19 protein-coding genes are annotated in these 22,625 nt (G+C 47.5%); 17 read left to right on the plus strand and 2 right to left on the minus strand.

Going from position 1 to position 22,625, the window contains the following annotated elements:
- Positions 1-83 precede the first annotated feature (83 nt).
- The 7 genes from H735_RS27350 (at position 84) to H735_RS27380 (ending at position 6,256) form a co-directional block, all read left to right on the plus strand.
- Complete coding sequence (locus H735_RS27350; RefSeq protein ID WP_005440424.1) at positions 84-719, plus strand: response regulator; 636 nt, start codon at positions 84-86, stop codon at positions 717-719.
- 128 nt (positions 720-847) lie between these two features.
- Positions 848-1,474 (plus strand): MarC family protein, encoded by a 627-nt coding sequence (locus tag H735_RS27355; protein WP_005448274.1) that lies wholly within the window; start codon positions 848-850, stop codon positions 1,472-1,474.
- Between the two features lie 200 nt (positions 1,475-1,674).
- A complete protein-coding gene (locus H735_RS27360; RefSeq protein WP_005448273.1) occupies positions 1,675-1,938 on the plus strand; it encodes a DUF4212 domain-containing protein in 264 nt (87 codons plus the stop codon).
- Between the two features lie 12 nt (positions 1,939-1,950).
- On the plus strand, positions 1,951-3,678 hold the full coding sequence (locus H735_RS27365; RefSeq protein ID WP_020194821.1) for a sodium:solute symporter family protein: 1,728 nt from the start codon (positions 1,951-1,953) through the stop codon (positions 3,676-3,678).
- 94 nt (positions 3,679-3,772) lie between these two features.
- Positions 3,773-4,258: a hypothetical protein gene (locus tag H735_RS27370; RefSeq protein WP_020194820.1), complete on the plus strand. Its 486-nt coding sequence runs from the start codon at positions 3,773-3,775 to the stop codon at positions 4,256-4,258.
- A 215-nt stretch (positions 4,259-4,473) separates the two neighbouring features.
- Positions 4,474-4,854, plus strand: coding sequence for a hypothetical protein (locus tag H735_RS27375; RefSeq protein ID WP_005440416.1), 381 nt, complete (start codon positions 4,474-4,476; stop codon positions 4,852-4,854).
- 16 nt (positions 4,855-4,870) lie between these two features.
- Positions 4,871-6,256, plus strand: a complete 1,386-nt coding sequence (locus tag H735_RS27380; protein WP_020194819.1) for a class II fumarate hydratase — start codon at positions 4,871-4,873, stop codon at positions 6,254-6,256.
- A gap of 57 nt (positions 6,257-6,313) precedes the next feature.
- Here H735_RS27380 and H735_RS27385 read toward each other — a convergent pair whose 3' ends face one another.
- Positions 6,314-9,745 (minus strand): hybrid sensor histidine kinase/response regulator, encoded by a 3,432-nt coding sequence (locus H735_RS27385; RefSeq protein WP_020194818.1) that lies wholly within the window; start codon positions 9,743-9,745, stop codon positions 6,314-6,316.
- Between the two features lie 142 nt (positions 9,746-9,887).
- Positions 9,888-11,078, minus strand: a complete 1,191-nt coding sequence (locus tag H735_RS27390; RefSeq protein ID WP_020194817.1) for a 3-phenylpropionate MFS transporter — start codon at positions 11,076-11,078, stop codon at positions 9,888-9,890.
- Positions 11,079-11,319: 241 nt separating this feature from the next.
- Between H735_RS27390 and H735_RS27395 the strand changes: the two genes are divergently transcribed.
- The 10 genes from H735_RS27395 to H735_RS27440 all read left to right on the plus strand — a co-directional run bounded on the left by H735_RS27395 (position 11,320) and on the right by H735_RS27440 (position 22,333).
- Positions 11,320-13,146 carry a DUF294 nucleotidyltransferase-like domain-containing protein gene (locus H735_RS27395; RefSeq protein ID WP_020194816.1) on the plus strand — a complete coding sequence of 609 codons (1,827 nt, stop codon included), beginning with the start codon at positions 11,320-11,322 and terminating at the stop codon, positions 13,144-13,146.
- Between the two features lie 35 nt (positions 13,147-13,181).
- Positions 13,182-13,814: a 3'-5' exonuclease gene (locus H735_RS27400; protein ID WP_005440406.1), complete on the plus strand. Its 633-nt coding sequence runs from the start codon at positions 13,182-13,184 to the stop codon at positions 13,812-13,814.
- Positions 13,815-14,032: 218 nt separating this feature from the next.
- The gene (gene acs, locus H735_RS27405) at positions 14,033-15,985 is read left to right on the plus strand and encodes an acetate--CoA ligase (RefSeq protein ID WP_005428764.1); all 1,953 of its coding nucleotides are present in this window, start codon (positions 14,033-14,035) and stop codon (positions 15,983-15,985) included.
- Positions 15,986-16,292: 307 nt separating this feature from the next.
- Complete coding sequence (gene aroQ / locus H735_RS27410) at positions 16,293-16,742, plus strand: type II 3-dehydroquinate dehydratase (protein ID WP_005428757.1); 450 nt, start codon at positions 16,293-16,295, stop codon at positions 16,740-16,742.
- Positions 16,743-16,802: 60 nt separating this feature from the next.
- Entirely contained in the window at positions 16,803-17,270 is a 468-nt protein-coding gene (gene accB / locus H735_RS27415; protein ID WP_009707873.1) for an acetyl-CoA carboxylase biotin carboxyl carrier protein, read from the plus strand.
- A gap of 14 nt (positions 17,271-17,284) precedes the next feature.
- Entirely contained in the window at positions 17,285-18,628 is a 1,344-nt protein-coding gene (gene accC / locus H735_RS27420) for an acetyl-CoA carboxylase biotin carboxylase subunit (protein ID WP_005440401.1), read from the plus strand.
- Between the two features lie 130 nt (positions 18,629-18,758).
- Positions 18,759-19,646 (plus strand): 50S ribosomal protein L11 methyltransferase, encoded by an 888-nt coding sequence (prmA, locus tag H735_RS27425; protein WP_020194815.1) that lies wholly within the window; start codon positions 18,759-18,761, stop codon positions 19,644-19,646.
- A 139-nt stretch (positions 19,647-19,785) separates the two neighbouring features.
- Complete coding sequence (gene dusB, locus H735_RS27430) at positions 19,786-20,754, plus strand: tRNA dihydrouridine synthase DusB (RefSeq protein WP_032803127.1); 969 nt, start codon at positions 19,786-19,788, stop codon at positions 20,752-20,754.
- Positions 20,755-20,777: 23 nt separating this feature from the next.
- Positions 20,778-21,074, plus strand: a complete 297-nt coding sequence (gene fis / locus H735_RS27435; RefSeq protein ID WP_000462885.1) for a DNA-binding transcriptional regulator Fis — start codon at positions 20,778-20,780, stop codon at positions 21,072-21,074.
- Between the two features lie 224 nt (positions 21,075-21,298).
- Positions 21,299-22,333 (plus strand): sensor domain-containing diguanylate cyclase, encoded by a 1,035-nt coding sequence (locus tag H735_RS27440; RefSeq protein WP_020194814.1) that lies wholly within the window; start codon positions 21,299-21,301, stop codon positions 22,331-22,333.
- The last annotated feature ends 292 nt before the right edge of the window (positions 22,334-22,625 follow it).

A 22,625-nucleotide genomic window follows, 5' to 3' on the forward strand; every position in this document is an offset into this window, starting at 1 on the left:
GACTTTTAGCGGATAAATATTGTCCACATTCTTAAAGGTGGACAATAATTCCATTAACGAAATAGTCAAAAGTGTTTAACGTCATGGATTCGACCTACACCATTATCATCGCTGATGATCACCCGCTGTTCCGCAATGCCTTGTTCCAATCGGTACACATGGCTGTGAGTGGTGCTAACCTTCTCGAAGCGGATACGCTGGACGCTCTACTCGCGTTGCTGGAAAAAGAAGAAGAGCCAGATTTGGTGTTGTTAGATCTCAAGATGCCGGGCGCCAATGGCATGTCGGGCTTGATTCACCTTCGTGCTGAATACCCAGATCTTCCTGTGGTAGTGGTGTCTGCCAGTGAAGAGCCTAGTGTGGTCACACAAGTGAAGAGCCACGGTGCGTTCGGATTTATTCCAAAATCGAGCGACATGCGCGAGCTGGTCAATGCCCTCAACCAAGTGCTCAATGGCGACCCATACTTCCCGGAAGGCTTGATCACCAATAACGCAGCCTGTAATGACTTGGCAGAGAAAATTGCCGCACTTACCCCTCAGCAATACAAAGTGTTGGGTATGCTTTCCGACGGCTTACTCAACAAGCAAATCGCTTACGAGCTCAATGTCTCCGAGGCCACCATCAAAGCCCACATGACGGCAATTTTCCGCAAACTGGGCGTGAAGAACCGTACTCAAGCCGTCATCCTACTGCAGCAAATGGAACCCGAGCAGTAATGTGTTAGTAAATATATCTAATTCACATTTATATGACGCCAAAAGAACAACAGACGTTAAAATAAAAAGGCTGTCACACACAGCCTTTTCATCCCTCTGTTAAACCGCTAACTCTGGGAGGTCATACTTTGCTAAGTATTCTCGTCACTCAATTCGTCGTACTCTGGGCCGTCATCGACCCGATTGGTTCAGTACCCGTATATCTATCACAAACTCAACACCTCACGGCAAAACAGCGTCGTCTCGTCGCGTTGAAAGCCATTGCCATTTCGATGGGTGTGTTGCTGTTCTTTCTTATTGCCGGTCAGTTATTACTGGAAGCAATGCAAATCCCATTACCCGCGTTCCAAGCCGCTGGTGGCTTAGTGTTATTGCTGTTTGCATTGTCGATGATCTTTGGTGAGAGCAAGCCAGAACAAGAACAAAAACTGGGCGAAGAAGTCAGCCACTCCGATCTCGCTGACTTAGCCGTTTACCCTCTTGCGATTCCTTCGATTGCGTCGCCGGGTGCCATGATGGCCATCGTTATGCTCACCGATAACAACCGATACTCTTTTGTCGACCAAGCAATGACCGCAGGCGTCATGATTGCGGTACTTCTGGTGACCTTATTCTTGTTACTAGGTGCAAACACGATTCAAAAAGTGATTGGTAACGTAGGCGCAGCCATCATCAGCCGCGTAATGGGGCTTATCCTTGCTGCTGTTGCACTGAATAATTTGCTGCTTGGTATAAAAGATTTCTATGTTAATTGATAAAACTCTTAGACCTTTGGCTAATTTAACATCAAATTAACATCACACTTTTATTCCCACCTTCTCTCAAACGCCCTAAAAACGGGCGTTTTTGCTTTTTAGCGTCCCGACTAAAGTTGAAAAGAGTTCTTGCCAGTGCCTTGCTAATGTACATGTTGAAACATTTTTTTAACAACAATACCAATCGTAAGGAGACGGCAATGGCATTTGAAAGCGAAGAAAGAGCCAAAGCCTACTGGGACAAGAACGTGAAGCTCATGATTACCCTGATGGTCATCTGGTTCGTAGTGTCTTTCGGCTGCGGCATTTTATTTGTCGACGTACTTAATCAATTTCAATTAGGTGGATACAAACTAGGATTCTGGTTTGCTCAACAAGGCTCCATCTATGCCTTCCTAGGTATTATTTTCTACTACGCGTGGAAGATGCGCCAAATCGACCGTGAATTCGGCGTAGATGAGTAAGGAGTAACTCAGATGGATTTGAAAACTATTACCTATCTGGTGGTTGGCGCGACGTTCGTCCTCTACATCGGTATTGCGATTTGGGCTCGTGCGGGCTCAACCAAAGAATTCTATGTAGCAGGCGGCGGTGTAAACCCTATCGCTAACGGCATGGCAACCGCAGCAGACTGGATGTCAGCAGCATCGTTCATCTCAATGGCAGGCTTGATTGCCTTCATGGGTTATGGCGGTTCGGTATTCCTAATGGGCTGGACAGGCGGTTACGTACTGCTGGCACTTCTGCTTGCACCATACCTACGTAAGTTCGGCAAGTTTACCGTGCCAGAATTCGTAGGTGAGCGTTTCTACTCCAACGCAGCGCGTATCGTAGCGGTTGTGTGTCTTATCATCGCATCGGTGACTTACGTTATCGGTCAGATGAAAGGCGTGGGCGTGGCGTTCGGTCGTTTCCTAGAAGTGGATTACTCGACAGGTCTACTGATCGGTATGTGTATCGTATTCATGTACGCCGTAATGGGTGGCATGAAAGGCATTACCTACACGCAGATTGCTCAATATTGCGTACTCATTCTTGCTTACACTATTCCTGCAATCTTTATCTCTCTGCAACTAACAGGTAACCCACTACCACAGATCGGCTTAGGTAGTACCATACAAGGCACCGATGTTTATCTACTCGATAGGCTCGACCAAGTGGTCACCGAGCTCGGCTTTAGTGAATACACCACCCAAGTCCGTGGCGACACACTAAACATGTTTGTGTACACCATGTCATTGATGATCGGTACGGCGGGTCTGCCACACGTAATCATCCGTTTCTTTACCGTACCTAAGGTTCGTGATGCACGTACATCAGCAGGTTGGGCACTAGTTTTCATCGCTATCCTTTACACAACAGCACCTGCAGTATCAGCAATGGCGCGTCTAAACCTAATGGATACCGTTAACCCAGCTCCGGGTCAGCACCTTGCTTATGATGAGCGCCCTGACTGGTTCAAAAACTGGGAGAAAACAGGTCTACTAGGCTTTGATGATAAGAACGGCGACGGTCTGATTGAGTACACATCAAACCCAGCAACGAATGAGCTGAAAGTTGACCGTGACATCATGGTACTAGCAAACCCAGAGATTGCTAAGCTACCTAACTGGGTTATCGCACTTGTCGCAGCTGGTGGTCTGGCGGCAGCACTATCGACGGCTGCAGGTCTACTACTGGCGATTTCGTCCGCAATATCCCATGACTTAATCAAAGGTGTGATAAATCCAAACATATCCGAGAAGAAAGAGCTGCTCGCGAGTCGAATCTCCATGGCAGTCGCCATCGCAGTCGCCGGTTACTTAGGCTTGAATCCGCCCGGGTTTGCAGCCGGTACGGTAGCGCTCGCCTTCGGTCTGGCGGCATCCTCCATCTTCCCTGCGTTGATGATGGGTATCTTCAGTAAGAGCATCAACAAAGAAGGCGCAATCGCAGGTATGATTGCAGGTATCAGTATCACGCTATTCTACGTATTCCAGCACAAAGGCATCCTATTTGTTGCTGACTGGGCGTACCTACAAAGCTGGGGTCAGAACTGGTTCCTAGGCATCGAACCAAACGCATTTGGTGCAATTGGTGCTGTGTTCAACTTCGTCGTGGCATTTGCAGTATCGAAAGTAACGGCAGAAACACCACAAGAAGTAAAAGACCTAGTCGAGCACGTACGTGTACCAGCAGGCGCTGGCGGTGCGGTAGACCACTAAAATATAACGCAAACCACAAAAGCCCCGCTTGGGGCTTTTTTATTCGCTAGATTAGGTTAATTTAACCTTATGAAGTTGTAGCAAGGAAGCCAACATGTTCAAAAACAAGCACTTTATTATCGCTCTGTTGATCGCCCCAATTCTGTCTTTAATCGCTTATTTCGGTACAGACATGGCTCTGAGTGAGAAACCTCATGCCGCTAAAGAAGGGGAAAGCTACAAACTGGCCAGCAAGTCGAATTGCCGTTATACCAGTGGCTTGTGTGATATGGAGAATGGCGACTTTAAAGTGAAGTTTCGCTCAGAAAAGCTGACTCAAGATAGCCTAGAGCTATCTTTACACGCGGCTTATCCACTGGAAGGAGTGAAGCTTTCAGTCGTGGATAGCCAAGAGCAAAACGCACAGCCAATTGACATGAAACCAGCGGATCAAGCCGGACAAAACTGGACCATCACTTTACCTAAGCCAGCTTCAGCAGAAAGTTGGTTACGTGTTGCGATTCAATCTGATGGCACGCTCTATTACGGTGAAACGCAAACGGCGTTTGTGAAATACGAAACCCTGTTTACGGACAAATAACTTACCTGCTCCATAAGGCTTGAAGACGCATTTGAGCCGACCTTATCTCGCGAAAGAATACCGAGCTTAATTGTAGGGATTGAGCTCTCCCACTTCAGCCGATACTGAGTCCGAGTATCGGCTTTTTTTGTTGTGTTATTTCCTCAAAAAAGCTGTGGTTGCTAATCGACAATTAATTGATAATAATTATCATTATCTTAAGTATCGAGGTAACTATGGACAGCAGCCAAGCCATCTACAACGCCTTTTTTAAAGCGCAAGACCGATTCCTTCATGTGTATGCGCCAAGCGGCTTCGAACCCGATGTGATCCATGATTACATCCATTGGGGTATGGTGCTGTCGTCCATCTACGATCACGATGCAGAGCACGAAAACCTGTTGCTGTGCGAGCTGTATTTGCGCCAAGTCTACTTCCATCTACTCGACGCGATTCAAGACCCTACTCGTAGTCGCATCTTCCGCCGAGTCTGCCTCGATTCCATTCACACTCCGCTACTTTGTCTCAAACGCTACTACTACCAGTTTGAGGATGGCGATGTGAAATTTCTCTCATTACAACAACAATTACGTCTGATACAGACGCCACTCGATTAAACAAAAGGAACCTACCATGACCACGGAATTCCGTATCGAAGCGGACAGCATGGGCGAAGTCAAAGTCCCTGCGAACGCTTTGTATCAAGCCCAAACTCAACGCGCTGTCGATAACTTTGCTTTCAGCAAACACACCATGCCGACAGGGTTTATTCAAGCACTCGCTCACATCAAACAAACCGCAGCGCTTACCAATGCTCAACTTGGCCTGCTAGAAGGTGATATTGCCAATGCCATCGCTGATGCCGCGCAAGCCATCATTGATGGTAAACACATCGATCAATTCCCTATCGATGTATTCCAAACTGGCTCGGGCACCAGTTCCAACATGAATGCCAACGAAGTGATTGCAACATTGGCATCTGAGCACCTAGGCGGAACGGTCAATCCAAATGATCACGTCAACATGGGTCAAAGCAGTAACGACGTAGTGCCTACTGCGATTCAAGTTAGCTCGGCAATTGCGATTGAAAAACAGCTACTGCCTGCACTGTCCCACCTAAGTGAAACACTAGAGACTAAGCAGCAAGCTCTGAAAGATGTAGTGAAAACAGGTCGTACGCACCTCATGGATGCGATGCCAATTACCTTCGCTCAAGAGCTTGGTGGTTGGCAGTTCCAAATCGAACACGCTAAACAAGCCATCGAACAAACACTGCCAGCAGTGAAAGCGTTAGCTCAAGGCGGAACAGCGGTGGGTACAGGGATCAACGCCGATCCACGCTTCGCCGATCTTTTTGCCGATAACCTAACGCAATCAACGCGCATAGAGTTTGCTTCAAGCAAAAACTTCTTCTTCAATCTCAGCAGTCAGGATGCGATCGTCGCCCTATCGGGACAGCTCAAAACAGCAGCAGTTGCGATCATGAAGATCGCAAACGATCTTCGCTGGATGAACTCAGGTCCACTAGCAGGCTTAGGTGAAATCGAACTGCAAGGCTTACAACCGGGCTCTTCTATCATGCCGGGCAAAGTGAACCCTGTGATTCCAGAAGCAGCAGCCATGGCGTCGGCACAAGTGATTGGGAACGACGCGACCATTACCGTTGCAGGTCAATCGGGTAACTTCCAACTTAACGTGATGCTACCAGTGATAGCTCACAATGTATTAGAAAGCATTGAACTGCTATCGAACAGCGCCGTTGCTTTGGCAGACAAAGCCATTGCGACGTTTGAAGTGCGCCAAGACAACCTTGATGTTGCACTGGCGAAGAACCCAATTCTGGTCACCGCACTTAACCCTGTGATTGGCTACCTAAAAGCAGCGGAAGTGGCGAAGAAAGCCTACAAACAAGGTCGCGCTATCATTGATGTAGCGGAAGAAGAAACGGACTTAGATCGTGCCACATTAGAAAGATTGCTCGATCCAACCAAACTGACTCAAGGCGGCGTTGCAGAATAAGCCACCGACCGATCACCCCCTTAAAGCAAAAGACCTCCAATCGGAGGTCTTTTTTTTCTAGGCGACTCGATTGAGTACCGAACGTAATTTCAAAGGTTTCACCGGTTTGGCGATAAAACTGAACCCATTGGCTTTAATGCCTTCCATCATGTCATCGGTTCGATCGGCACTGATGATCACCCCTTCAAAGCGATTACCCAGACGCAAGCGGCATTGCTGCAACACTTCTAATCCTGTTCGACCATTGTCTAAACGATAATCGGAGAAAATCACATCCGGCAGCCAATCGTCTTCGATCGCTTTCAGACTCTCAACGATGTCGGTCGCAATGCGAATATCACAGCCCCAGCGTGAGAGTAGATTTTCCATTCCAACCAGAATGTCTGGCTCATTATCGACACACAGTACACGAATATGACTTAAATCGGATTGTGCACTCTTCACAGCTCTGACTGCCGGAATGTGCACCTTCTCTGCCTTATCTAAGGTAATCGAGAATACGCTGCCTTGACCAAACCAAGAACGCATCGAGATTTCATGCCCTAGTACTTGAGCAATACCTTTCGAAATAGCCAAGCCTAACCCTAAACCTTGGTCAGAACGCACTTGAGTACCACGATTAAACTCTTCGAAGATCTCTTGTTGCTTCTCTTCTTCGATACCCATCCCGTTATCCCACACATCAATACGCACTCGCCCTTGCACACGACGCACTCCGAGCGCCACTTTGCCATTTGGGCTATAACGGAACGCATTGGTAAGAAAGTTCTGTACCACACGGCGCAGCAATTTCGGGTCAGACTTCACCATCAAAGACGATGGGATCATGGTGAACTCAATGCCTTGTTGTTTCGCTAGTGCGCTAAATTCCGCATTCAAGTTAGCTAATACATCATTGACCGCAAAGCCATGCACATTGACGTCCAACTTGCCCGATTCCAAACGCGAAATATCCAGCAAGTCGCCAATCAAATCTTCCGCCGCCCCTAATGCACTCTCAATGTGGGTCGACAGCTTTTGGGTTTCACTGTCTTTGGCAACTTCCGACAACGAAGAAGCAAACAGACGAGCGGCATTCAGCGGCTGCATCAAGTCATGGCTTACCGCGGCTAAGAAGCGCGACTTGGATTGTGACTCATGCTCAGAGCGTTGCGTCGCTGCCACCAGTTGTTTGTTCAGTTGTTCCAATTCACGAGTACGAGCACGAACGCGCTCTTCTAGTGTCTCATTAGCGTCTTTCAGAGCTTGCTCCGCATCGCGGAATACAGTTATATCGGTAAAGCTCATCACGAAGCCACCACCTGGCATTGGGTTACCTTGCACTTCAATTACGCGACCATCAGGACGCACACGGGAAGAGGTATGTCGCGTGCCTTGCTCAAGGTGATAAACGCGGCGACGAACGTGGTCTTCAGGGTCACCCGGACCACATAAACCTTGCTCAGCATTATGACGAATCACATCCGCAATCGGACGCCCGACCTGAATCAAACCCGGCGGGAAAACAAATAACTCCAGATAACGTTGGTTCCACGCCACCAGCCTTAGTTGCTTGTCGACCACTGCGATGCCTTGCCCAATGTGTTCAATCGCACCTTGCAATAAACCACGGCTGAAATCGTACAGCTCTGAGGCTTCATCAACGATGGTCGCCACTTCCTCAAGTTGCATGTTTCTGCCCTGCAAAGCAGAAGTAAGTACTAACTTAGCTGAAGAGGCACCAAACACACCGGCAAGTACGCGCTCGGTGTGTCGAATTAAGGTAGAGGGAGCTTGTTGATTGGGAAGTAGCTCTTCGCGTTGCTGACTCCAATAGGTTTGAAAAGCAGATTTCACTCGCGTGCGTCCGACAAATCGTGACGCTAACATCTCCAGTTCACTGACCGTCACACGGCTCTGATACAAGCTGATGTTTTCACTCTCAGGCAACGGCGTACCAACGAATGACGCCGATTGTAAGCGTTCACTTATGCTTGGGCGCGTAGCTAGTGATACCGCGACAAAACACGCGGTATTTGCCACTACACTGAGGATCATGCCCCAGTCAGAAACAGCAATACCAAAGCCTGCCAATAAATCAGGCGGAGTGATCAACCAAATCAGCAAGTTGTTGCTTGCATCACCCGCCAGCATGTCGGTTTGGCTCATTAAAGTAATCAACCAAATGGTGAACCCCACCAGCAAACCAACATACACGCCTTTCTTGTTGCCCTGACGCCAGTACATACCGCCAAGCAGAGACGGAGCGAACTGAGTAATTGCTGCAAACGAGAGAAAACCTATCGCAGAGAGTGAGTGGATACTATCTAAAGCCTGATAAAAGCCCCACGCACCAATCAAAAGAAGCAGAATAAGCCCGCGACGTATACGTAATAACAACGTAGAGAAGTGATGATGATTGCGTTTTGATAACTTCATCCGGCGCAGAATCAGCGGCATCACCAAATCGTTAGATACCATGATCGCTAAGGCAATGGTCGAGACGATGACCATGCCGCTTGCCGCAGAAGTACCACCTAAAAATGCCAGCAAGGCGATGTCATTCGCGCCCACCGCCATCGGCACACTGATCACGTACGTATCGGCAGGACTGCCACTCAACAGGCTTTGCCCTACCCACGCGATTGGCAGAACGAAAATGCCCATCAGAATCAGATACAGTGGGAATAGCCAACGCGCGACGTGTAAGTCTTGCGCGCGTTCATTCTCAACCACCATGGTATGGAATTGACGTGGCAAACAGACAATCGCCAACATGGTCAGAATGGTATGAATCAGCAAGGTCGGAATGTTAGGGGACTCATAGGTTTCAGCAGCGATATCAGCGAGGTGGAAGCTCTCGGTATCCATCGCGAGCCAAACAATAAACACGCCCACCACTAAAAACGCCACCAACTTGAGCACTGATTCAAACGCAATCGCCATCATCATGCCGCGGTGATGTTCGGTGTTATCGATATGACGCGTACCAAACAGCATGGTGAAGATCGCCATCGCCCCGACCACAAACCAAGACACACTGTAGTTTTGATAACTGAGATCAGATGCTAAATCTGGCGCGATGATCTCCAATCCCATGGTGATGCCGCGCAACTGCAAAGCGATATACGGAAGAATGCCTGCCACCGCGATTAAGGTGACAACTACTGCCAAGCCTTGCGATTTACCATAGCGGGCGGCAATGAAATCGGCAATGGAGGTGATGTGCTCGCGCTTGGCAATCAAGATCAGCCGAGCGAGGACGCGCCAGCCGATGGTAAATACGATGATCGGCGCGATATAGATGGGTAGGAAGGACCAAGGATTGTTGCTCGCCTGTCCGACCGTGCCGTAGAAGGTCCACGACGTACAGTACACCGCAATCGACAAACTGTAGATCCATGGTCGCCAACGCGCTAACCATCTCTTTTGTTTGTCACCGTACCAAGCGATTAAAAACAGGATTCCCAAATACGCCAAAGAAACGGGAATCACTAGCCATCCTTGCATCCGATATCCTTTCTTACTTTTCTTGCCTTTCTTGCTGTTTTTAAAGCAAGGAATAAAAAACCTCTCCATAAGGGAGAGGTTTCATTTAACACTGCTTTCACAACAGAGACAAAGGTTAGTTTTTAATCTCTGTCACAGAAGCTTAATTCTGTGCTTCGGGCGCATTGGCTGAGAGATCAACCACATGACTTTCATCATTTTGAGGATCAACTTTGATAAACAGTGCAATAAAGCCCATCGCCGCCATCAACCAGAAGATATTCGCACCCCAGTGCTCGTAGCCCCAACCACTGATCACTGTCATCAAGGCGATAAACGCACCCAGTGGAATTGCGTTATATAGTGCCTGCAATGCCACCATCTTGTTCTCTGCTGAGTTCTGGATGTATTGAATGGCAGCAATGTGCGCCATTGCAAACGTCACGCCGTGAAGCATTTGCACTACCACCAACGCCAAAATAGAGGTCGTAGACGCAGTCATGCCCCAACGTAGCATCACACCACCAGCAGCAACCACAAACAGAGTGCGCAAAGACCAGCCTGCGAATAGACGCTTACTCAGAGCAAACACAGCAACTTCAGCTGCCACGCCCAAGCTCCACAAGTAACCAATCACATCTTCTGAATGACCAGCCGCTTTCCAGTGAATCGCGCTAAAACCGTAGTACGCCGCATGGCTGCCTTGGATTAACGCCATCAACACAAGGAACTTCACGACTGGTTTATCCGTCAGCAACGCTGAGAGTTTTGGACGCTCAGAGTGTTGACCATCACGTGTCACTGGCATTGGATTGGTGTTACGCATTGCAAACAAGAGCGAGATAAACACACCGATCATCGCCGTGTACAAAATCATGTCCGAGCCAAACTCTGCCACCAAGTAACCCACCACAGTCGAGCCTGCAATAAAGGCAACCGAGCCCCACAAACGGGTACGACCGTAATCGAGCATTTTCAAACGAGCGTAGTAGTTCGCCATCGCATCAGACAGAGGCACGACAGGACCACAACACAAGTTGAACAAGACGGTGGCAAGCGCCATTAACCAGAAGTTGCCGCCAGTGAAAAAGTGGAAACCAACAAATATAAGGGCAGCAAAGCTCAACCAGCGTAATGCAGGCATAAGGTGTTCGACTTTATGCAAACGTGGGGTAAGTACCATGTTCGCCACACAGCGCGTCGCTAAACCTAGACCCACTAACAGACCAATATCTGTTGGAGAAACGCCCTGCTCTTTAAACCACAACGACCAAAATGGCAGATACACGCCATACGCAAAAAAGAATCCGAGAAAGTACTGGGAAATCCAGCCATACGGAGAGGGTTTCAACATCACTGACATCCTAAAAAACGACAAAAACTAACGACTTCCGCCACGTAAACGTTTGGGACGCGGAATTATGGATCGCAATGCGTAATAGAAAAAGGGAAGAATCGGCAACTTACCGTTTCCTCAATGGCACAGGGTCTCGAAATGCAAAATTAGATTGTGACGATTTAGACCAAAGTCGTCTGGCTTCGGCAGGGAAATTTGTCAGACTTAGAATGTGTTCCCACCAAATTTAGGTGCTCTCATGCCTGACAAATTTAATATGCAATCTCCACCGTTCGACCGCTTGACTGACGCACAGCAAAATCGACTGCGCTCGTCTCTTGATGTGGCGTACTACCGAACGCGAGATGTCATTTTAGCTTGTGGGCAAGACAACCCTCACCTGCACGTGCTGATTAAAGGCGCTGTAGAAGAACGCTCAAAAGATCAAGACGAAGTGTTTGCTCACTACGCTAACGACGACATGTTTGATGTGCGGTCTTTGTTTGAAGAAAGCGTACGCCATCAGTATGTAGCACTGGAAGATACCCTCTCGTATTTGCTACCGAAAGAAGTGTTTCTTGAGCTGTATAACGAGAACGGACAGTTCGCTGCCTACTTCGATAACAACTTATCCAAACGCCAAGCCCTCATTGAAGCGGCTCAACAGCAGCAAAACCTTGCGGAATTCATTCTGACTAAAGTCGATAGCAGCATCTATCATCCACCGATGCTATTAGCACCTGATATGCCAATTAATCAGGTCACTAAAACACTTAAAGACAATGGCATTGATGCCGCTTTGGTTCAGCTTAACCAAGATGACCCACGCCTAGAGCAATATCCATCGGCGCATCCCTACGCGATAGTGACGCGAACCAATATGCTCCATGCCGTGATGCTTGACGACCACCCACTCGATACACCAGTGAGTGAGATCGCAACCTTCCCTGTTTATCACGTGGATGATGGTGACTTCTTGTTTAACGCCATGATCACCATGACGCGCAACCGCATGAAGCGTCTAATGGTGTGCGAAGGCAATCACGCGGTCGGTATGCTGGATATGACGCAAATCCTCAGTGCGTTCTCCACTCACTCACACGTACTGACACTCAGCATAGCGCGAGCAACCAGCGTGGAAGAGTTAGCCCTTGCTTCCAATCGACAGCGTCAGTTGGTGGATAGCTTGCTGACCAACGGCATCCGCACTCGCTTCATCATGGAGCTGATATCTGCTGTAAATGAACAAATCATCGAAAAAGCGTTTGAGCTTGTGGTGCCACCAGCACTGCACGATCACTGTTGTCTGATTGTTCTTGGCTCGGAAGGTCGTGGAGAGCAAATCCTCAAAACCGATCAAGACAACGCACTGATCATCCAAGATGGGCTGGAATGGGAACATTGCTCCGAAGTCATGCAAACCCTCACTCACACCTTGCAGCAACTGGGCTATCCACTCTGCCCAGGCAAAGTCATGGTTAACAATCCGAAGTGGGTTCGAACGCAGCAAGACTGGATTAAAACGCTCGATGGTTGGATTGCCAAAGCGCAGCCAGAACAAATCATGGATTTAGCCATCTTCAGTGACGCTCATGCGGTCGCAGGCAATCGAGAGTTGCTCACGCCTATCGCCGAGCACCTTAGAGACAGCATGAAAGATCGTATGTTGATTCTGTCCGATTTCACTCGTCCTGCTCTGCAATTTTCCGTGCCTCTTACTCTGTTTGGTAACGTAAAAAGTGCTAAAGATGGGCTAGATATTAAGCGCGGTGGCATTTTCCCTATCGTACATGGTATTCGCACCTTGGCATTGGAATACGCGATTGAAGAGAAGAACACCTTCGAGCGTATCGAAGCACTGAGAAACAAGCGCATCTTAGAACCAGAAACCGCCGATAACCTCAATGAGGCACTGAAGCTGTTCTTCAAGATCCGTTTGAACCAGCAATTGAGTAAGCAAGAAGCACTGAACAACATCGACATCAAACAGTTAGACAGGACAGAACGAGACTTGCTACGCCACAGCTTACATGTGGTGAAGAAGTTTAAGCAGTTCTTAGGCTTCCATTATCAAATCCGTGATTAGAGTCTTTTAGGCAAATAAGACGAGAGGTAACAGGGATGAATTGGCTACAAAGGAAATACTGGCATTACAAGCTGAAGGGCTCACCTTATCAGCCACTGTTTTGTTCGCCGCAAAAAGGCGAATTTGTCTCTCTCGATTGCGAAACCACCAGCTTGGACCCAAATCGAGCCGAGCTGGTCACCATCGCTGCAACCAAAATCATCGATAATCGCATCATTACCAGCAAACCGTTCGAAGTTCGACTTCGTGCCCCGCAATCACTCGATTCAGGATCGGTAAAAATTCACCATATTCGCCACCAAGATTTGGTGGATGGCATCAGCGAAAAAGAAGCGCTCATCAAGCTGCTCGATTTTATCGGCAACCGTCCTTTAGTCGGCTACCACATTCGCTATGACAAAAAGATCCTCGACCTCGCTTGTCTGAGGCATTTAGGCTTTCCACTACCTAACCCGCTCATCGAAGTGAGCCAGATTTATCACGACAAGCTAGAACGTCATTTACCTAACGCCTACTTCGACTTAAGTCTTGATGCGATTTGTAAGCACCTCGAACTGCCGATTCAAGACAAACACGACGCCCTGCAAGACGCAAAATCCGCGGCTTTGGTGTATGTGCGCCTAACCAAAGGCGATTTACCAAACCTGAGCGTGCCTTATACCCAATAGCTTCAACACTCAGCTTTCGATCCACCTCCCACATTCGCTTTAAATTCAGCAATATCGCGGCGCATTCCTCACTCTCATCCTAAAGTCTAATTGTGGAAATACGCGCTGTGACTGACAGTTATATGCACAGCAACGTTCTTGATGAATCACAGACGAAAGAACGGAAACAGCCCTACAAAAGACGAAGGTCGAGAATTAAAGGCACAAGGAGAGAAGCCATGAGCGAAGCCCACGTTTATCCGGTAAAAGAAAATATTAAAAACCATACGCATGCGGATAATGACACTTACCTAGCCATGTATCAGCAGTCGGTAAGCGACCCTGAAGGCTTCTGGAGCGAACACGGTAAAGTTGTCGATTGGATTAAGCCATTCACTCAAGTTAAAAACACCTCTTTCGATACTGGTCACGTCGACATTCGTTGGTTCGAAGACGGCACGCTGAACGTATCTGCAAACTGTATTGACCGTCACCTTGCCGAGCGTGGCGATGAAGTCGCAATCATCTGGGAAGGCGATGATCCTGCTGACGACAAAACCCTCACATTCAATGAACTGCACAAAGAAGTGTGTAAGTTCTCTAACGCACTAAAAGAGCAAGGTGTGCACAAAGGCGACGTGGTTTGCCTTTACATGCCAATGGTGCCAGAAGCGGCTATCGCAATGCTGGCATGTACGCGTATTGGTGCGGTTCATACCGTGGTATTTGGTGGCTTCTCGCCAGAAGCCCTGTCCGGTCGTATCATCGACTCAGATGCGAAAATCGTTATCACCGCTGACGAAGGCGTTCGTGGTGGTCGCGCAGTACCACTGAAGAAAAACGTTGATGAAGCACTGACAAACCCAGAAGTAAAAACCATCGACAAAGTTGTCGTTCTAAAGCGTACGGGTGGCGACATTGATTGGCACGAGCACCGTGACGTTTGGTGGCACGAAGCAACGGCTGTCGTTTCTGACGTATGTCCACCAGAAGAGATGAAAGCGGAAGACCCTCTATTCATTCTTTACACTTCAGGCTCAACAGGTAAGCCAAAAGGCGTGCTGCACACCACAGGTGGTTACCTAGTGTACGCAACCATGACCTTCAAATACGTATTCGATTACCAAGAAGGTGAAACGTTCTGGTGTACAGCGGATGTGGGTTGGATTACAGGTCATACTTACTTAATTTACGGCCCACTGGCGAACGGTGCGAAAACCATTCTGTTCGAAGGTGTACCAAACTACCCAAGCACGGCTCGCATGAGTGAAGTGGTTGATAAGCATCAAGTAAACATTCTCTACACTGCACCAACAGCGATTCGAGCACTAATGGCAAAAGGTAACGAAGCGGTAGCCGGAACATCTCGTTCAAGCTTGCGTGTAATGGGCTCAGTAGGTGAACCTATCAACCCTGAAGCATGGGAGTGGTACTACAAGACTATCGGTAATGAAAACTCACCTATCGTTGATACTTGGTGGCAAACAGAGACAGGCGGTATCTTGATTGCGCCACTACCAGGTGCAACAGACCTGAAACCAGGCTCAGCAACTCGCCCATTCTTCGGCGTACAACCTGCGCTAGTGGACAACATGGGTAACATCATTGAAGAGACCGCAGCAGAAGGTAACTTAGTGATCCTTGATTCATGGCCAGGTCAGATGCGTACTGTTTACGGTGACCACGAGCGCTTTGAGCAAACCTACTTCTCTACCTTCAAAGGCATGTACTTCACCAGTGATGGTGCTCGTCGTGACGAAGACGGCTATTACTGGATCACAGGTCGTGTAGATGACGTATTGAACGTCTCAGGTCACCGTATGGGTACCGCAGAGATTGAGTCAGCACTGGTTGCACACGATAAGATTGCAGAAGCGGCGATTGTCGGTATTCCTCATGACATCAAAGGTCAGGCAATTTACGCATACGTCACACTTAATGATGGTGAATTCCCATCAGCCGAACTGCACAAAGAGGTGAAAGACTGGGTACGTAAAGAGATAGGTCCAATCGCGACACCAGATGTGCTGCACTGGACAGACTCTCTACCGAAAACTCGCTCTGGTAAGATCATGCGCCGCATCCTACGTAAGATTGCAACGGGTGATACCAGCAACCTAGGTGATACTTCGACGCTGGCCGATCCAAGCGTTGTAGACAAGCTAATTGCAGAGAAGGCAGAACTGGCATAACACCCAGCCCCTGTTTTAAACGCTAGCCCTAAAAGCCACCATTGCATATGGTGGCTTTTTTGTGCGTGGACGCAAAATAAACCACAGAAAGCACGTGGCAATTATGTTGTTTTTGTTAACTTGGTTACAGAAACGGCGGGGGCTATTGGGAGATTAGACCAGTAAATTGCTGCTAATTGCTGTGAATTAGCTATAATCTTGGTCGATTTTTTAAAATTTGCTCGGTTTTAACAAAAAAATCGTGCTGAATTATCGTATATTTGGGAATATAAACGTTCCACTCACGATAAAGGAAGATAGCAACATAATGTCTGCAAAGTCACGGATTCTAGTTCTAAACGGACCAAATCTTAACCTATTAGGTCTGCGTGAACCGACACATTACGGTAACAACACCCTAGCACAGATTGTTGATGCATTGACTGAACAAGCTCACAACTCTGGGGTGGAACTTGAACACCTGCAATCGAATCGTGAGTACGAACTGATTGAAGCTATCCACGCTGCGTACGGCAAAGTGGACTTCATCATCATCAACCCAGCAGCTTTCACTCATACCAGTGTTGCGCTGCGTGATGCATTACTTGGCGTAGCCATCCCATTTATCGAAGTGCACCTATCGAACGTTCACGCACGTGAGCCGTTCCGTCATCACTCTTATCTGTCTGATAAAGCAGAAGGGGTGATTTGTGGCTTGGGCGCACAAGGTTATGAATTCGCTCTGTCTGCAGCAATCGCAAAATTGCAGGCAAAGTAAACCAAACACTCTGCAGCCCTTTGGGGTTGTCTTAATCACAAGATAAAAGAGAAAGAAAAGATGGATATTCGTAAAATCAAGAAGCTAATCGAGTTAGTTGAAGAATCTGGCATTGCTGAGCTAGAAATCTCTGAAGGTGAAGAGTCAGTACGCATCAGCCGTAATGGCCCTGCATCTGCTCCAGCACCAGTTCATTACGCAGCAGCTCCAGTAGCAGCACCTGCGCCAGTGGCAGCAGCTCCAGTAGCAGACGCACCAGCAATGGCAGCAGAAGCACCAGCAGCAGTTCCTGCAGGTCACCAAGTTCTTTCTCCAATGGTTGGTACTTTCTACCGTTCTCCAAGTCCAGACGCGAAATCATTCGTTGAAGTTGGTCAGAGCGTAAATGCTGGCGACACTCTATGTATCGTTGAAGCAATGAAAATGATGAACCAAATCGAAGCGGACAAATCAGGTGTTGTAACTGCAATCCTAGTTGAAGACGGCCAGCCAGTTGAATTCGACCAACCACTAGTTGTAATCGAATAAGCGGGGCTTGCCTTATGCTAGATAAAGTAGTCATCGCGAACCGAGGTGAAATTGCACTTCGTATCCTTCGCGCTTGTAAAGAATTAGGCATTAAGACTGTGGCAGTGCACTCAACAGCTGACCGCGATCTTAAGCACGTACTGCTTGCAGACGAAACAGTATGTATCGGTCCTGCTCGTGGTATCGACAGCTACCTAAACATCCCTCGTATCATTTCTGCAGCAGAAGTGACGGGTGCAATTGCGATTCACCCGGGGTACGGCTTCCTATCTGAGAACGCAGACTTTGCTGAGCAAGTAGAGCGCAGCGGTTTCATCTTCGTTGGTCCTAAAGCAGACACCATCCGCATGATGGGTGACAAAGTGTCAGCAATCAACGCAATGAAAAAAGCAGGTGTTCCTTGTGTACCAGGCTCTGACGGTCCACTAGATAACGACGAAGACAAAAACAAAGCTCACGCTAAGCGTATCGGCTACCCAGTAATCATCAAAGCCTCTGGTGGCGGCGGTGGTCGTGGTATGCGTGTTGTACGTTCTGAAGCGGAACTTGTTCAAGCTATCGCTATGACGCGTGCGGAAGCAAAAGCGGCGTTCAACAACGACATGGTTTACATGGAGAAATTCCTAGAGAACCCTCGTCACGTTGAAGTTCAAGTAATTGCTGATGGCCAAGGCGGCGCTATCCACCTTGGTGAACGTGACTGTTCTATGCAGCGTCGTCACCAAAAGGTTGTTGAAGAAGCTCCAGCACCAGGTATCACTGAAGAGATGCGTAAGTACATCGGTGAACGTTGTACACGTGCATGTCTAGAAATCGGTTACCGCGGCGCAGGTACGTTCGAATTCCTATACGAGAACGGTGAGTTCTACTTCATCGAAATGAACACTCGTATTCAGGTTGAGCACCCAGTAACAGAAATGGTTACCGGTGTTGACCTAATTAAAGAACAGCTACGCGTAGCAGCAGGTCAGCCATTGTCATTCACTCAGGATGACATCAAGATCCGCGGCCATGCGATTGAGTGTCGTATCAACGCAGAAGACCCAGAGCGCTTCCTACCTTCACCAGGTAAGATTGAACGCTTCCACGCGCCAGGCGGCATGGGTGTTCGTTGGGAATCTCACATTTACACAGGCTACACAGTACCACCTCATTACGATTCAATGATTGGTAAACTGATCACTTACGGTGAGAACCGTGATGTAGCGATTGCACGTATGAAGAACGCACTAGGCGAGATGATCATTGAAGGCATCAAGACTAACGTTACTCTACAAGAGTCAATCATGAATGATGAGAACTTCCAGCACGGTGGTGCAAACATTCACTACCTAGAGAAGAAGCTAGGCCTACAATAAGCCCTCGCTAGCCTCATAATAAATGCCCACATCTGTGGGCATTTTTGTTTTGTATAAAGTCTATACTCAAACAAATCGTAGAGTTCTGGTAAACTCTGCGCCACTTCATTCACTTTAAGAGCAAAAACAAATGCCTTGGATTCAAATCAAACTCAACGCGACCAATGAAAACGCTGAGCAAATCGGCGACATGCTAATGGAAGAGACTGGTGCGCTGTCTGTAACATTCCTAGACGCGCAGGATACGCCCGTATTCGAACCTCTACCTGGCGAGACTCGCTTATGGGGCGATACTGACATTCTGGCACTGTACGATGCAGAAGCAGATACAAACTTCATCATCACTCAAATCAAAGCAAGCGGCATGCTAGCAGACGATTTTGCTTACAAAGTAGAACAGCTAGAAGACAAAGACTGGGAACGCGAATGGATGGAAAACTTCCACCCAATGAAGTTCGGCGAACGTCTATGGATTTGTCCAAGTTGGCGTGATGTCCCAGAACCAGACGCAGTTAACGTTATGCTTGATCCTGGTCTGGCTTTCGGTACGGGCACTCACCCTACGACAGCACTTTGCCTTGAATGGCTAGAGAGTTTAGATCTATCTGGTAAAACAGTTATCGACTTTGGTTGTGGCTCAGGCATCCTTGCGATCGCAGCGATCAAACTTGGCGCAGGCAAAGTTATCGGGATCGATATTGATCCTCAAGCTCTTCAAGCTTCCCGCGATAACGCAGACCGCAATGGTGTTGCTGACCAATTAGAAGTGTACCTTCCTCAAAACCAACCTGAAGGCCTAATCGCTGACGTGGTTGTTGCTAACATTCTTGCTGGTCCATTACGTGAACTTGCACCTATCATTAAAGGTTTGGTCAAACCAAATGGTGACCTAGCGATGTCTGGTGTTTTAGACACTCAAGCTGAAGACGTAGCGAACTATTACCGTGATGAGCTTCACATTGATCCAATCGCAGAGCAAAGCGAATGGTGTCGTATCTCCGGTCGTAAGCAAGGCTAGACAAGGTTTTCAGGGCTAATTGTTTGAATTTCATACAAATTACAAAAACAATTTGTAAATGCTCAAATATTAGTCTTTTCACGCAGTAAAAAAATGCGTAAAATGCGCGCCCTTGCTGGTACAGAACTGTGATGACGTTTTGAAAATCGGAAACTATCAACTTAAGAACAATCTAATCGTAGCCCCTATGGCTGGTGTAACGGATAGACCGTTTCGCGAGTTGTGTCTTCGCTATGGTGCGGGAATGGCCGTCAGTGAAATGATGTCTGCTAACCCGAAACTATGGGGAACGTCAAAGTCGAAACAGCGCATGGTGCATGAAGGCGAATCGGGCATTCGCTCTGTACAGATTGCCGGTTCCGATCCACAGCTTATGGCCGATGCGGCTCAATTCAGTGTTGAAAACGGTGCGCAAATCATCGACATCAACATGGGCTGCCCAGCAAAGAAAGTGAATAAGAAGCTGGCGGGTTCTGCACTGCTTCAGTATCCAGACATCATCAAAGAGATTTTGACTGCGGTAGTGGACGCGGTAGACGTTCCTGTGACGTTAAAGACCCGTACTGGCTGGAACACAGAAAATAAAAACTGTGTTCACATCGCTAAATTAGCCGAAGACTGCGGCATACAGGCTCTTGCACTGCATGGCAGAACAAAAGCGTGTATGTACAAAGGTGAGGCCGAATACGACAGCATTAAAGCGGTTAAACACGCTATATCCATTCCGGTTATCGCAAACGGTGATATCGATAGCCCGGAGAAAGCGAAGTTTGTACTGGAGTACACCGGTGCAGACGCTTTAATGATTGGACGCCCTGCCCAAGGTCGTCCTTGGATTTTCCAGGAAATCCATCACTATTTGGAAAACGGCACCACAATGGATGAGCTTCCAAGTGAGGAAGTGAAAACCATTATGCTTGGTCATGTGAACGCTCTGCATGATTTCTATGGAGAGTTCTTAGGTCCACGTATCGCGCGTAAGCACGTTGGTTGGTACCTAAAAGAGCATGAACAAGCGAGTGAGTTTCGTCGTACCTTCAATGCTATCGATGCAGCTGAGCTGCAGCTTGAGGCATTAGAGGGTTATTTTGATAACGTTGCATCATAATTAAGAGAAGAGCTAGACCGAATATGTTCGAACAAAATCTGACTTCAGAAGCATTAACAGTAACTACAGTAACGTCACAAGACCAGATTACTCAGAAGCCTTTACGTGACTCTGTTAAAGCGTCTCTTAAAAACTACCTAGCTCAACTAAACGGCCAGGAAGTAACTGAACTATACGAATTAGTTCTAGCTGAAGTTGAACAGCCACTATTAGATACCATCATGCAGTACACTCGCGGTAACCAAACTCGCGCAGCAACTATGATGGGCATCAACCGCGGTACTCTTCGCAAAAAACTTAAAAAGTACGGCATGAACTAATATCAGTTCATACAGTAATTTTGTAAAAAAGGCTTAGTCAGCAATGGCTAAGCCTTTTTTATTAGCTTCAAGCTCCTGACACTCCAGCTCTTCCAAACGTTTCTCCTTCACCTTTGTACAAACATTAGTCAAGTCTGATACTTTGAACTGTGATCAGTATTGATTGTGAACTCAATACAAACAGATATAATCAACGATTTACATTGGATAAAGGAACTAACCTCATGATTTACAAAGAAAGGGACGATTGGCTTCATGCCATTTTGAACACCCTCCCTGATCATGTCTTTATCCTCAATGAGCAAGGCCGCTATATCGAAAGTTTCGGTGGTACTTACCATTCAAAACATTTCAATGCACAAAGCTACACCAACCTTACGTTAAACGATGTTTTATCGCCGAGCAAAGCTGCTGAGTTGATCGGTTATATTAACGATGTGCTTCGTTCTAACGAGCCTAAGGTCATCAAATACAGTATCGCCCTGCAAGACCACCTTTTAATGCCAATAGAAGAACTAGAAGCATTAGAGAACCCAGAAGAAACGTGGTTTGAAGCGATAATTAAACCCGTAGAAAGCATTCAAGGTGATGAAAGCTTGGTGATTTGGTCCGTGCGTGATGTCACCAAAACGCATCTGCTAGAAAGGCGCCTCAAAGAGCTCTCAGAGACAGATGAATTAACAGGTGTGTTGAATCGCCGAGCATTCCTAACAAGCCTAGATAGGTCTCTGAGCTCGTATTCGCATCCATCTCAACCCTTAACTTGCGTCATGATTGATATTGACCATTTCAAAGAGATCAACGATCAGGTTGGGCACTTCTCCGGTGATCAAGTGATCAATCATGTTGCCCAAATTTGCCAACATGCGATCCGTGGAACCGATTTTATTGGTCGTTTGGGAGGGGAAGAATTTGCCGTGATCCTAGCCAACACCAGTGCAATACAGGCCTATGAGGTAGCAGAAAGGATCAGACAAGCGATCCAAAACGCGCCATGCAAAGTAGATGGTATCGAAATCAGTACAACGGTTAGCATTGGTGTCGCGGAGTATGACGGGCAAGTATTAAGCACAAAAGAGTTAATGGTAAACGCAGATAAAGCCATGTATTACTCAAAACACTCCGGACGTAATCAAGTCACTCTGTATCATGGCAACATTCCTGACGTCAAACTACAGCACTCTACCAACTTAAGAATCCAAAAGGTTTCTTATAACCCCTCTGCTTTATCATCCATACTACCCACATCTCCCTCATAACGCTCAGACGCAGCTCTTATGCCTAAATCTAGCATGAGACTAGACGAGTTCGATATGTTTTAACAACAAGCTTAAGGCTGTTCTAGAGGCGTGGAAGGTGGTGACATTGTGAGAGACTAGGTAGTGCGTTAGCACTATCTCATGATCAATTTAGTAAACAGGAAAGGTATACAGGCTTTAGAAAATGATGAGCCTTTATAGGAGAGTTCTTGGTAATCAAATTTACTTTGCTTCAAATGCAAAAAAGCCCACTCTTTCGAGTGGGCTTCTTCAAATTTAAAGCCTGGCGATG

This window comes from Vibrio owensii CAIM 1854 = LMG 25443, assembly GCF_000817815.1.
Classification (GTDB): Bacteria; Pseudomonadota; Gammaproteobacteria; order Enterobacterales; family Vibrionaceae; genus Vibrio; species Vibrio owensii.

Coding starts and splice junctions, on each gene's coding strand:
- H735_RS27440 (WP_020194814.1), top strand. CDS start 21,299: ATGATTTACAAAGAAAGGGACGATTGGCTTCATGCCATTTTGAACACC.
- H735_RS27400 (WP_005440406.1), top strand. CDS start 13,182: ATGAATTGGCTACAAAGGAAATACTGGCATTACAAGCTGAAGGGCTCA.
- H735_RS27380 (WP_020194819.1), top strand. CDS start 4,871: ATGACCACGGAATTCCGTATCGAAGCGGACAGCATGGGCGAAGTCAAA.
- prmA (WP_020194815.1), top strand. CDS start 18,759: ATGCCTTGGATTCAAATCAAACTCAACGCGACCAATGAAAACGCTGAG.
- fis (WP_000462885.1), top strand. CDS start 20,778: ATGTTCGAACAAAATCTGACTTCAGAAGCATTAACAGTAACTACAGTA.
- H735_RS27375 (WP_005440416.1), top strand. CDS start 4,474: ATGGACAGCAGCCAAGCCATCTACAACGCCTTTTTTAAAGCGCAAGAC.
- H735_RS27385 (WP_020194818.1), bottom strand. CDS start 9,745: ATGCAAGGATGGCTAGTGATTCCCGTTTCTTTGGCGTATTTGGGAATC.
- aroQ (WP_005428757.1), top strand. CDS start 16,293: ATGTCTGCAAAGTCACGGATTCTAGTTCTAAACGGACCAAATCTTAAC.
- H735_RS27350 (WP_005440424.1), top strand. CDS start 84: ATGGATTCGACCTACACCATTATCATCGCTGATGATCACCCGCTGTTC.
- H735_RS27390 (WP_020194817.1), bottom strand. CDS start 11,078: ATGTTGAAACCCTCTCCGTATGGCTGGATTTCCCAGTACTTTCTCGGA.
- accC (WP_005440401.1), top strand. CDS start 17,285: ATGCTAGATAAAGTAGTCATCGCGAACCGAGGTGAAATTGCACTTCGT.
- H735_RS27365 (WP_020194821.1), top strand. CDS start 1,951: ATGGATTTGAAAACTATTACCTATCTGGTGGTTGGCGCGACGTTCGTC.
- acs (WP_005428764.1), top strand. CDS start 14,033: ATGAGCGAAGCCCACGTTTATCCGGTAAAAGAAAATATTAAAAACCAT.
- accB (WP_009707873.1), top strand. CDS start 16,803: ATGGATATTCGTAAAATCAAGAAGCTAATCGAGTTAGTTGAAGAATCT.
- H735_RS27360 (WP_005448273.1), top strand. CDS start 1,675: ATGGCATTTGAAAGCGAAGAAAGAGCCAAAGCCTACTGGGACAAGAAC.
- H735_RS27370 (WP_020194820.1), top strand. CDS start 3,773: ATGTTCAAAAACAAGCACTTTATTATCGCTCTGTTGATCGCCCCAATT.
- H735_RS27395 (WP_020194816.1), top strand. CDS start 11,320: ATGCCTGACAAATTTAATATGCAATCTCCACCGTTCGACCGCTTGACT.